Annotated in this window: 12 protein-coding genes; 7 read left to right on the forward strand and 5 right to left on the reverse strand. The window is 67.4% G+C overall.

The window, feature by feature from the left end; translation table 11 throughout:
- From ACEQXV_RS15345 to ACEQXV_RS15360, 4 genes are all read left to right on the forward strand, one after another.
- Positions 1–249, forward strand: a 249-nt coding sequence (locus ACEQXV_RS15345) for an amino acid--tRNA ligase-related protein (RefSeq protein WP_370269909.1), incomplete at its 5' end; no start/stop codon positions are given.
- 152 nt (positions 250–401) lie between these two features.
- A complete protein-coding gene (locus ACEQXV_RS15350) occupies positions 402–1,769 on the forward strand; it encodes a DUF1800 family protein (protein ID WP_370269910.1) in 1,368 nt (455 codons plus the stop codon).
- Positions 1,770–1,773: 4 nt separating this feature from the next.
- Positions 1,774–3,009 (forward strand): DUF1501 domain-containing protein, encoded by a 1,236-nt coding sequence (locus ACEQXV_RS15355; protein ID WP_370269911.1) that lies wholly within the window; start codon positions 1,774–1,776, stop codon positions 3,007–3,009.
- Between the two features lie 57 nt (positions 3,010–3,066).
- Complete coding sequence (locus ACEQXV_RS15360) at positions 3,067–3,783, forward strand: GNAT family N-acetyltransferase (protein ID WP_370251766.1); 717 nt, start codon at positions 3,067–3,069, stop codon at positions 3,781–3,783.
- Here ACEQXV_RS15360 and ACEQXV_RS15365 read toward each other — a convergent pair.
- Positions 3,780–4,499, reverse strand: coding sequence for a response regulator (locus ACEQXV_RS15365; RefSeq protein ID WP_370269913.1), 720 nt, complete (start codon positions 4,497–4,499; stop codon positions 3,780–3,782). The genes ACEQXV_RS15360 and ACEQXV_RS15365 overlap by 4 nt on opposite strands.
- A 152-nt stretch (positions 4,500–4,651) precedes the next feature.
- Between ACEQXV_RS15365 and mce the strand changes: the two genes are divergently transcribed.
- Positions 4,652–5,056, forward strand: coding sequence for a methylmalonyl-CoA epimerase (mce, locus tag ACEQXV_RS15370; RefSeq protein ID WP_370251762.1), 405 nt, complete (start codon positions 4,652–4,654; stop codon positions 5,054–5,056).
- Positions 5,056–5,334 (forward strand): DUF1467 family protein, encoded by a 279-nt coding sequence (locus ACEQXV_RS15375; RefSeq protein ID WP_370251760.1) that lies wholly within the window; start codon positions 5,056–5,058, stop codon positions 5,332–5,334. The genes mce and ACEQXV_RS15375 overlap by 1 nt, the downstream gene beginning before the upstream one ends.
- Here the strand turns inward: ACEQXV_RS15375 and ACEQXV_RS15380 are convergent.
- The 3 genes from ACEQXV_RS15380 to topA form a co-directional block, all read right to left on the reverse strand.
- Positions 5,306–6,010: an EI24 domain-containing protein gene (locus ACEQXV_RS15380; protein WP_370269914.1), complete on the reverse strand. Its 705-nt coding sequence runs from the start codon at positions 6,008–6,010 to the stop codon at positions 5,306–5,308. The two genes, ACEQXV_RS15375 and ACEQXV_RS15380, sit on opposite strands and share 29 nt — an antisense overlap.
- Positions 6,007–6,600, reverse strand: coding sequence for a nitroreductase (locus ACEQXV_RS15385; RefSeq protein ID WP_370269915.1), 594 nt, complete (start codon positions 6,598–6,600; stop codon positions 6,007–6,009). Before ACEQXV_RS15385 ends, ACEQXV_RS15380 begins: the two co-directional genes overlap by 4 nt.
- Positions 6,601–6,799: 199 nt before the next feature.
- Positions 6,800–9,400 carry a type I DNA topoisomerase gene (gene topA, locus ACEQXV_RS15390; protein WP_370269918.1) on the reverse strand — a complete coding sequence of 867 codons (2,601 nt, stop codon included), beginning with the start codon at positions 9,398–9,400 and terminating at the stop codon, positions 6,800–6,802.
- 121 nt (positions 9,401–9,521) lie between these two features.
- Here topA and ACEQXV_RS15395 point away from each other — a divergent pair, with 121 nt between their 5' ends.
- Positions 9,522–9,953, forward strand: coding sequence for a hypothetical protein (locus ACEQXV_RS15395; RefSeq protein ID WP_370251402.1), 432 nt, complete (start codon positions 9,522–9,524; stop codon positions 9,951–9,953).
- Here the strand turns inward: ACEQXV_RS15395 and dprA are convergent.
- Positions 9,920–10,795, reverse strand: an 876-nt coding sequence (gene dprA / locus ACEQXV_RS15400; protein WP_370269919.1) for a DNA-processing protein DprA, incomplete at its 5' end; no start/stop codon positions are given. The genes ACEQXV_RS15395 and dprA overlap by 34 nt on opposite strands.

A 10,795-nucleotide genomic window follows, 5' to 3' on the forward strand; every position in this document is an offset into this window, starting at 1 on the left:
GGCGAAGACGAGGTGCGCAAGCGCTTCGGCGGCATGGTCAACGCGTTCCAGTATGGCGCACCGCCGCACGGGGGCTGCGCTGCCGGGATCGACCGCATCGTGATGCTGCTGGCCGACGAGGCCAATATCCGCGAAGTGATGCTCTTCCCGATGAACCAGCGCGCGGAAGACCTGATGATGAACGCGCCGTCGGACCCCAGCCCCGAACAGCTGATGGAACTGGGGCTGCGGATCATCCCGCAGGACTGACGCTGCTCAAAAGCGAGCTGTATCGAACCCCCGGCGGATCCCCGCCGGGGGGTTTCCTTTTTTGCTCTCCATGCCCCATTCCGGCGGAAATCCCGCGTCCTTTCGTGTAAGACTGCAAGACAGGTGGTTGGTGGTGACGAAGAGGGCCCGGCATGAGTGCGCTGGAAACGATCGCGGCGATCCGGTTCGGCACCGGTCTGTCTCCGCAGGGCGGGGGTGCGGCGCCCGAAGCGATCCTGTCCGCGCTTTCCGGCCCGGATGCCGTGGCGCGGGCCTTCCCGATGGACAGCTATGCCGAACGGACGGTGGCCGCGCTGGCCTATCGCGATGCGCAGCGCGCGCGCCGCGACAGCGACGAGGCTGAGCAAGCCTTCCGCGCGATCCGCAGGCAGATGCGCGCCGATATCACCTTGCAGCTTGCCACCACCCTGGCCCGCGGCGTGGCGGCCTCGCCCGCGCAAGGGTTGCGAGAGCGGCTGGCCTGGTTCTGGGCCGATCATTTCACCACCGTTGGCGAACGCGCCTTCATGCGCGGTGGCATCGCGGCCTATGTCGACGAGGCCATTCGCCCGCATGTGGCAGGCCGCTTCTCCGACATGCTGGAGGCGGCGATCCTTCACCCGGTGATGATCCTCTATCTCGACCAGGAACGCTCGATCGGGCCCAATTCCGTCGTGGGGCAAAGGCGTGGGGGCGATCTGAACGAAAACCTCGCGCGCGAGTTGCTGGAACTGCACACGTTGGGGGCGGGGTCCGGATACAGCCAGGATGACGTGCGCCAGATGGCGGAACTGCTGACCGGCCTGGGCTTCGACCGGGACGGCCAGCTGGCGTTCCGCCCCAACAATGCCGAACCGGGGGGCGAGACGATCCTTGGCACCCTCTATGGCAGCGAGGCACAGGCGCGGTTGGCCGACATCCGCGCGGCCCTGCGTGACCTTGCCGTTCGGCCCGAGACCGCGCGGCATCTCAGCGGAAAGCTTGCCGATCACTTCCTGTCCGATCGTCCCGAACCCGGCCTTGTCGAGGCAATGGCCGAACGCTGGCTGGAAACCGGTGGTGATCTTATGGCGGTGATGCGCACCATGCTGGACGATCCCGCCGCCTGGGACCCGGCTCCGGGGCGTGTGAAGCGGCCTTTACACTACCTCGTCTCCGCGCTTCGCGCGCTGGCTGTGCCCGCCGCGACCATCGCCACCGCCCGGCCCGAGCGCATCACCCGCCTTGCCTTGCGCCCGATGCAGGTGATGGGCCAGCCCTGGCAGGGGGCGTCCGGCCCCGACGGGTTCTTTGACGACGACCGGGAATGGATCCGGCCGCAGGTTCTGGCCGCGCGGATCGGTTGGGCAATGGCCGCGCCGTCAGACCTGTTGCGCATCCTGCCCGACCCGCGCGACTTCGTGACCACGGCGCTTGGCGAATTCGCGGATGACGCGCTGCGCCGTGCCGCTGCACGGGCCGAAACACGGGCCGAGGGGCTGGGCATCATCCTGTCTGCGCCCGCTTTCCAGAGGAGTTGAGCCGATGACCCGCATGTCGCGCCGAGACCTTCTGCTGCGCTCCGCCGCCCTGGGCTGCTCTGCGGCGGCAAGCCCGCTGGTGACGCCGGTGGCCTTCGCCTCTCTGCCCACCGATAACCGGCTTGTGGTGATCATCCTGCGCGGGGCGATGGATGGGCTCGACCTCGTGCAGCCCTATGGTGATCCGGGCCTGCAAGCGGCCCGGCCCGACTTCGCGATCGGCCCCGGGGCGGGGGCCCATGACCTCGACGGGTTCTTCGCCCTGCACGAGAGGCTGGGGGACCTGCTGCCCCTGTGGCAGGCGGGGGAGTTGGGCTTCGCCCATGCGGTGTCCACCCCCTATCGCGACGCGCGCAGCCATTTCGACGGTCAGGACCTGCTGGAGGCGGGCACCGGGGCCGGGACGGCGGGGGGCACGCATCCGGACGGATGGCTCAACCGGCTGGTCCAGACCATCCCCGGCGCGCGGCGCGACATGGCGCTGGCCGTGGGCCAGCAGGAGGCGCTGATCCTGCGCGGGGCCGCGCCCGCCGTGGCCTGGTCGCCGGCCACGCGGCTGGCCCTGTCGCCCGCGACGGCGGATCTTCTGGGCATGGTCTACCACGACGATTCGCTTTTCTCGGCGGCCTACGAGGATGCGGCCTTTTACTCGGCCCTCTTGCATGGGGATTTCGCCGCCGCCGACATGGAGGGCCAGGACGCTGCCCAGATGATGGCCGAGGGCATGGCGCTGGCCGGGCGCAATGCGGGGCCAGATGCCTTGGCCGCCTTCGCGGCCGAACGGCTGCGCGAGGATGCCCGTATCGCCACGTTCTCGATCGGCGGTTGGGACACGCATCGCGCCCAGGCCAACGTGATCGGGCGGGCGCTGCGGGCTCTGTCCACGTCGATCCTGACCCTGCGCGACGGGTTGGGGCCGGACTGGTCGCGTACCACGGTGCTGGCGATGACGGAATTTGGCCGCACGGTGCATCAGAATGGCTCGGGCGGCACCGATCACGGCACCGGCAGCGCGTTGATCATGGCGGGCGGGGCGCTGCGCGGCGGGCGGGTTCTGGGCGATTGGCCAGGGGTAGGTGAGGGGGCGCTTTACGAAGGGCGTGACCTGATGCCCACCTGTGACGTGCGCGCCTATGCAGCCTGGGCGATGCGCGGGCTATTCGGCACCGAGCGTGCCGTGCTGGAGCGCCTGGTTTTCCCGGGGCTCGAACTGGGCGCTGATCCCGGTCTTCTGCGTTGACGCTTGCACCTGTGCGTGCTTTCGCCTTTCCTGCCGGATAGCAAGGGGATGGTGATAATGGCAGAGAAGCGGTTCGGGGTCAGGCTGGAGGGGTGGACACCACCACCACGCCCGCCAATGGGAGTTCTGGAGGGGCGCTATGCGCGGCTCGTTCGGCTGGAGGCGGATGCCCATGCCGCCGACCTGCATCGCGCAAATTCCGCCGATGACGCGATCTGGGATTACCTGCCCTACGGACCCTTTTCCTCGGCGGCGGCCTATCACAGATGGGTCCGATCCATTACCGCCGGGGACGATCCGCTCTTCTACGCGATTCAGAACCGCGAGACGGGACATTTCGGTGGGGTTGCCAGTTACCTGCGCATCACGCCCGAGGCGGGCTCGATCGAGGTTGGCCACATCAATTTCGCCCCCGAGTTGCAGCGCAGCCGGGCAGCGACCGAGGCGCTTTTCCTGATGATGGAATGGGCCTTCGAGGCAGGTTACCGGCGCTACGAGTGGAAATGCGACGCGCTGAACATTCCCTCGCGCCGGGCCGCCCAACGGCTTGGTTTCAGCTACGAGGGCATCTTCCGTCAGGCCGCCGTCGTGAAGGGCCGCAACCGCGACACCGCGTGGTTTGCCTGTATCGACACCGAGTGGCCAGCGCTGCGCGAGGCCTATCGGGCGTGGCTGCACCCGTCGAATTTCGATGCCAAGGGCGGGCAGCGCGAAAGCCTGTCCGATCTGACGCGCCTGGTGCGCGTGACATCTGATCCGGGCCTGCCCCGCTAGACGGCGGCCAGCCCCGCCACCCGGTCCGCCAGGAGCGCACGCAGGTTGGCGCGGTCTTCATGGGCAAGGCGCGCGGGCAGGGCGCGGGCGGTTTCCTCCAGCCCGTCATCATGCGCGCTGCGGGCAAGCCCCAGAAGAAACCGGCGCAGGTAGCCCGTGGGCAGGCTGTCGGAATTGAGCAGCGACAGGGCATGGCCCAGGTCTTCGCGCAGCGCCAGGCGGTCAGGCTCCAACGCGGCTGCCGCGAGGTCGCGCGGGCCACGCGGGTGCATCTCGGCGGGCAGGTGGCGCAGAATTTCCGACTGGAAGGCGCCCAGGCTTTCGACCGGCTTGGGCAGGAACCCGTCGGCACCCGCTTGCAGCGCGGCGCGTTCGGCCTCGGCCCGGGCCGCGCCCGAAGTGGCCAGACGCACGGGCACCCTGGTGCTGTCGCGATGCATTTCCGCGATCAGGGTCAGGCCCGACCCGTCGGGCAGGCCGAGATCGACCACCGCGACCGTGGGCCGATAGGTGTTGAGATGGCGGTGTGCCGAGGCCAGGCAATCGGCCCGGCGGATGCGCGCGCCCGAGCGCAGGCACATAAGGCGCAGCGCCTCTGACGCGAAGCGGCTGTCCTCCACCACCAGGATGGTCATGCCCGCCAGCGGGCGTTCCGCCGTGGGCGTGGGGTGAAAGAAGGGGATGTCTTCCCCGGTGCTGCGATGATCCTTGTCCATGTCCAAAAGCCCCCCAAGGCGATTCCGTCCACGATTAGACCCGGCCAAGGTTGACAGTCGGTTAACGTCAGAGGGCGCGGCGATGGGCCGCTTGCCAAGCCCCCGCTCCAGCCCCCATATGCACGCGCAGAAGAACCAGAGGAGACAGCCCCATGATCGGACGCCTGAACCACGTGGCCATTGCCGTGCCCGACCTCGATGCCGCGTCGGCGCAGTATCGCGACACGCTCGGTGCCAAGGTGAACCCGCCGCAGGACGAGCCCGACCACGGCGTTACGGTGGTGTTCATCGAACTGCCCAATACAAAGATCGAGCTGCTCTACCCCCTGGGCGATAACAGCCCAATCGCGGGATTTCTTGAAAAGAACCCTTCGGGCGGGATCCATCACATCTGCTACGAGGTCGAGGATATCCTGGCCGCACGCGACCAGCTGAAAGCCGCGGGTGCACGCGTTCTGGGCACCGGAGAGCCCAAGATCGGCGCCCATGGCAAGCCCGTGCTCTTTCTGCACCCGAAAGACTTCACCGGCACGCTCGTCGAGCTGGAGCAGGTCTGATGGGCTGGTTTTCAGGCCTCGTCCTGCTGGCGGTCGTGTGGTTCATGACGCTCTTCGTGGTGCTGCCCCTGCGGCTCAAGACCCAGGGCGACACCGGAAACGTGGTGCCGGGCACGCCCTCGTCGGCCCCGGACGAGCTTCAGATCAAGCGTAAGTTCCTGATCACCAGCATCGTCGCTGTGCCGATCTGGGGCGTGCTGGTCGCGCTGATCCTGTCGGGCAAGATCACCGTCGAAAGCTTCGATCTCTTCACGCGCTTCGGCGGGGAGCTTGACTGAGCCGGTGATAGAGATGGGTGAAGGTGGCCGCGCCGAGGATCGGAACCAGGAGGTTCACGACCGGGATCGTTAGCGGCACGGCCATCAGCACGCCAGCAACGAAAATCTGGCCACGATGGCGCTTGCGGAACTTCGCAGCGCCCGAGGCATCGAGACGGCGCAGCGCCACAAGCTGCGCGTATTCGCGGCCCAGAAGGATGCCGTTGATACCCCAGAACAGAAGCGGCGCGATCGGCGCGAACAGAAGATAGGCCAACAGGGCCACCAGGTTCACGGCCAGCACCACGCCAAGGAATTTCAGCGCGTCGACAAGCCCCTCGGCCAGCCCGAGCCTGCGCGCCGGGGGCAGCGTGGGGTAATGGCGGTCTTCGACCGCGTCTGCGATCTGGTCGAGGAAAATGCCCGTGAAGGCCGAGGCAACGGGCACCATCAGGAACACCGAGGCCAGCAGCATCACAGGGATCGCTGCCCAGGACAGGGCCGCGTCGATGCCGCCGCTCTCGCCGATCCAGGGCAGGCTCAGCGTGTCGGGGATGAGCCAGCCGATGGCCATGCTCAAGACCCAGTAGAGCCCCACCAGCAGAGCGATGGTCAGCGCCAGCCCGGTCACGAGCACGCGCAGGAACCGCGGGTCGGACAACTGGCGGAGCGCCTTGAGAAAGTCGTCGAGGATCATGCGTCGAGCCAGGTGGTGATCGCGGCCAGTTCCGGGCGCGGGCGCTCGGGCGGGATCGCGGTTTCGGTGCCCAGGTGAATGAAGCCGGCCACGAATTCGGTGTCGGCAAGGCAAAGCCCTTCGCTCAGGAAGGGCCGGTCGAAGGCCATCCAGCCCGTGAGCCAGTTGGCGCCCCAACCCGCGGCAAGCCCCGCGTTGACAAGAGCCAGGCAGACCGCGCCCGCGCTCAGCACCTGTTCGACCTCGGGCACCTTGTCCGATGGTTTCGGGCTCGCCACCACGGCCACAACCAGATGCGCATCCGCGAAGGACCGGGCGTTCTTTTCCACCTTTTCAGGCTCGATCCCGGCCGCGGCCCCCTTGCTGCGGGTCAACTCGGCCAGGCGCAGGTTGGCCCCACGTTCCAGCACGATGAACCGCCAAGGCTCCAGCTTGCCGTGATCGGGGCTGCGGGCGGCGGCCGCAAGCAGGGTCTCCAGCCCCGCGCGATCCGGCACCGGGGTCGTCAGTGTCTTGGCCGGGCGCGAGCGGCGCGTCAGAAGGAAATCCAGAACGTCGGGGCGGGGGATGAGGGGGGCAATCTCGGTCATGGGATCCTTGCAGGGCTGTGGCCTGATGTCATGTCGGTGGCCGAGGCGGGAAGATCAAGTCATCGCGCAAGAGAGAAATCCGGCACGGATTTCCGGCTGTTTTCCGACGCGGAAAACAGGCCCTGCCCGGCATCACCGTGCGGGGCCCGAAATCCGCGCCGGATTTCGATCATTTTCCGTGCCGGAAAATGCCTTGTCCTTACTTGGCGTTCTTCTTCTTCGCAGGTCTCTTCTTGCCGCCCTGGGCTTCGCGTTCGGCGATTAGCGCCACGGCCATCTCCATGGTCACATCCTCGGGCTTCACGTCCTTGGGAATCGTCGCATTGACCTTCTCCCACTTGACGTAAGGCCCATAGCGCCCATCCATCACGTTGACCGCCCCACCCCGATCGGGATGCTCGCCAAGCGCCTTCAGCGGCTCGGCCGCCGCGCGGCCCCGTCCGGCCCCGCGCGAACGTTTCTCGGCCAGGACCTCAACCGCGCGGTTCATGCCGATCTCGAATACGTCGTTGGGGTCGCGCAGGTTGGCATAGGTGGGTTTTGCGTCGCCCTCGGCCTGATGCATCACGTAAGGCCCGAACCGGCCGAAATTGGCGCTGATCATGTTGCCGTCTTCGGGGTGCGGGCCGATCTCTCGCGGCAGGCTGAGCAGCGTCAGCGCCTTGTCGAGGTCCATCGCGTCGGCCGACCACCCCTTGGGCAGCGAGGCGCGCGGCGGCTTGGGGTTTTCCTCGCTGGCCTCGCCCTTCTGCACGTAAGGCCCGAACCGGCCCGAGCGCAGGGTCACCGCCTCGCCCTCGTCATAGCCCAGAACCTTGTCGCCCGCCTGTGCGTCGGCATCGCCGCCGATGGGGCGGGTGTAGCGGCATTCGGGGTAGCGCGAGCAACCCACGAAACCGCCAGTGCGCGAGGTCTTGAGGTGCAGGCTGCCCTCGCCGCACAGCGGGCACTGGCGCGGATCGCTGCCATCCTCGCGGGGCGGGTAGAGCTGCGGGGCCAGCGCCTCGTCGAGCTTGTCGAGCACTTCGGTGATCCGCAATTCCGAGGTTTCGGCGATCGCGGCGGAGAAATCGCGCCAGAATTTCGCCAGCACGGCCTTGTAGTCCAGATCGCCCGCCGAGATCTCGTCAAGCTCTTCCTCCAGTTCCGCGGTGAACTCGTAGCCCACGTATTTGCGGAAGAAATTCAGCAGGAAGATCGTGACGATCCGGCCCTTGTCCTCGGGGAACAGGCGGTTCTTGTCCTTGCGGACATATTCACGGTCCTGGATCGTGGTCACGATGCTGGCATAGGTCGAGGGCCGGCCGATCCCCAGCTCTTCCATCTTCTTGACCAGCGTCGCCTCGGTGTAGCGCGGGGGCGGCTGCGTGAAATGCTGCTGGCCCAGAACGGCGCCCTCGTCAGACAGGAGCGCCTTGCCATCGGCCGTCAGGCGGGCATGCTCGTCGCGCATGGCGGCGCTCACCTTTTTGAGCTTGTCGCCCTGGGTGATCTGCGGCAGGCGGCGGTCGTCCTCGGAGCCTGCGTCGTCATCGCGCCCTTCCTCGTAGACCTTCATGAACCCGTCGAAGAGCACCACCTGCCCGGTGGCGCGCAGTTCCACCTGGTCGTCGTCGCTGACGATGTCGACGGTGGTGCGTTCCAGCCGCGCGGCCTCCATCTGGCTGGCAATCGTGCGCTTCCAGATCAGGTCATAAAGCTTCTTCTGGTCGGCCTCGGACACGCGTAAGGAGGCTGGGTCCTTCGTCATGTCCGTGGGGCGGATGCATTCGTGGGCTTCCTGCGCGTTCTTGGCCTTGTTTTTGTACATGCGCGGGCTGTCGGGCAGGTATTCGGCGCCGTAGCGATCCTTGATCGCGTCGCGCGCGGCCATCACCGCCTCGGGCGCCATGTCGATCCCGTCGGTCCGCATGTAGGTGATATGGCCCGCCTCGTAGAGCCGTTGCGCCGCGTTCATCGTCTGGCGCGCGCCCATGCCGAACTTGCGGCTGGCTTCCTGTTGCAGGGTCGAGGTCATGAAGGGCGCCGAGGGGTTGCGCATCGAGGGCTTGGCCTCGACCGCGCGCACGCTCAGCGCCCGGGAGGACACCGCGTGCACCGCAAGTCCGGCTGACGCCTCGCTGTCGAGGTCGTAACGGTCGCGCTTCTTGCCACCCAGAACCGTCAGGCGGGCTTCGAACTGCTGCCCGCGCGGGGTTTCCAGCACCGCCCGCACCGACCAGTATTCGCGCGCCTTGAAGGCCTCGATCTCCATCTCGCGTTCCACGATCAGCCGCAGGCAGACCGACTGCACCCGGCCAGCCGAGCGCGCACCGGGCAGCTTGCGCCACAGCACCGGCGAGAGGTTGAAACCCACGAGGTAATCGAGCGCCCGGCGCGCGAGATAGGCCTGCACCAGCGGCTCGTCGACCTGGCGGGGATGCTTCATCGCCTCGGTCACGGCGGACTTGGTGATCGCGTTGAACACCACGCGGCTCACCTCGGTCGTCTTCTTGATCGCGCGGCGCTTGGTCAGCGCCTCCTGCAAGTGCCAGCTGATCGCCTCGCCCTCGCGGTCGGGGTCGGTGGCAAGGATGAGCGTGTCGTCGTCTTTCAGCGCATCGGCGATCGCCTTGACGTGCTTTTTCGAGTCGTTTCCGACCTCCCACAGCATCTCGAAATCCTGCTCGGGGTTCACCGATCCGTCTTTCGGGGGCAGGTCGCGCACATGGCCGTAAGAGGCCAGAACAGTGAAGTCATCCCCGAGATATTTGTTGATTGTCTTGGCTTTAGCCGGGGATTCGACGACGACGACTGGCATTCAGAATGACCTTTGGAAAGCGGATAACGGGTGGCGCGGGAACATGTGGCCTGCTGGCAGGGCTTGTCAATGCGTCATCGGAAAAAGACACTGCATCCATTCTTCATCAGGGATTTTGCCCATGCGCGCCGCTCTTGTTCTGGCCCTTTGCTTGTCTGCCCCGCCCATTGCCTGCGCCGATCCGGTGGAGCCGCCCCCGGGCAGCGCGCTGCGGGCCGAGCTTCTGGACGTGCTGCGCCGCGATGTGGAGCCGCGCTTCGGCGGGCCGGTGGAATTCGTGGTCGAAACGCTTCTGGTCGAGGACCGCCGCGCGGTGGCCAACCTTTGGGCGCAGCGCCCCGGCGGGGCGCCCATCGACCTTGCGACCAGCCCGCTTGTCACCGTCGAAGGCACCCCGCCCGACCTGATCGACGGGCCCACGGTCCAGGCCTATCTCTACCGTCCCGGCACCTATTGGCAGATCGTGGAATACTCCATCGGCGCCACGGATGCCTGGTGGTGGGGCTGGGATTGCCGAAACTATGGCGCCTTCTTCGAAGAACCGCTCTGCTGAGCGGGCAGGAGCGCGATAAGCCCGCCGGGCTGACGGATCACGTTGCCCTCCAGTTCCAGCGCGGCGAGCGACGCAGCCCCTTCGCCCGTGCTGACGCCCAGGTCGCGCAAGAGCTGATCTTCGGCCACGGGGGCGGGGCCGAGCCGGTCGAGAATGCGGGCATTCAACGCGGCGCGGTCGCGCCAGGGGCGTTCGGGCTGCTGTGGAATCTCGGCGGGCTCGGGCAGCGGAAGGTCTGCCTGGCGTGGCGTCGCCGGGCCTATGGCCTCGATCACGTCCTCGGCCCCGCGCACCAGCGTGGCCCCGTCGCGGATCAGCCAGTTGCAGCCCGAGGCGCGGGTATCCATCGGGTGGCCGGGCACCGCCATGACCTCGCGCCCCTGGTCGAGCGCGTTCTTCGCGGTGATGAGCGACCCCGAGCGCGCCGCCGCCTCGACCACGATGACGGCGCGCGCCAGGCCGGACACGATCCGGTTGCGCTGCGGGAAATGGCGCGCTTGCGGTTCCAGCCCGAAGGGATGTTCCGACAGGCGAAGGCCCTTTCGGGCGATGTCATGGGCGAGGTCGGCGTTTTCCGCCGGGTAGAGCACGTCCAGCCCGCCCGCCTGTACGGCGATGGTCCCGCCCTCCAGCGCCGCGTGATGGGCCAGCGCGTCGATCCCGCGCGCAAGGCCCGAGACGATGACGAAGCCCGCCTGTGACAGGTCCGCCGCCAGCCGCCGCGCCATGCGCGCGCCAAGCGACGAGGCGTTGCGCGTGCCCACCATGGCCAGCATCGGTCGGTCGAGCAGGCCAGGATCGCCAAGCGCCCAGAGGATCGGCGGGGCATCGGCGCAATCGGC

The sequence above is a fragment of the Nioella sp. genome (genome assembly GCF_964229645.1).
GTDB lineage: Bacteria > Pseudomonadota > Alphaproteobacteria > Rhodobacterales > Rhodobacteraceae > Nioella.

Coding starts and splice junctions, on each gene's coding strand:
- ACEQXV_RS15350 (WP_370269910.1), top strand. CDS start 402: ATGAGTGCGCTGGAAACGATCGCGGCGATCCGGTTCGGCACCGGTCTG.
- ACEQXV_RS15355 (WP_370269911.1), top strand. CDS start 1,774: ATGACCCGCATGTCGCGCCGAGACCTTCTGCTGCGCTCCGCCGCCCTG.
- ACEQXV_RS15360 (WP_370251766.1), top strand. CDS start 3,067: ATGGCAGAGAAGCGGTTCGGGGTCAGGCTGGAGGGGTGGACACCACCA.
- ACEQXV_RS15365 (WP_370269913.1), bottom strand. CDS start 4,499: ATGGACAAGGATCATCGCAGCACCGGGGAAGACATCCCCTTCTTTCAC.
- mce (WP_370251762.1), top strand. CDS start 4,652: ATGATCGGACGCCTGAACCACGTGGCCATTGCCGTGCCCGACCTCGAT.
- ACEQXV_RS15375 (WP_370251760.1), top strand. CDS start 5,056: ATGGGCTGGTTTTCAGGCCTCGTCCTGCTGGCGGTCGTGTGGTTCATG.
- ACEQXV_RS15380 (WP_370269914.1), bottom strand. CDS start 6,010: ATGATCCTCGACGACTTTCTCAAGGCGCTCCGCCAGTTGTCCGACCCG.
- ACEQXV_RS15385 (WP_370269915.1), bottom strand. CDS start 6,600: ATGACCGAGATTGCCCCCCTCATCCCCCGCCCCGACGTTCTGGATTTC.
- topA (WP_370269918.1), bottom strand. CDS start 9,400: ATGCCAGTCGTCGTCGTCGAATCCCCGGCTAAAGCCAAGACAATCAAC.
- ACEQXV_RS15395 (WP_370251402.1), top strand. CDS start 9,522: ATGCGCGCCGCTCTTGTTCTGGCCCTTTGCTTGTCTGCCCCGCCCATT.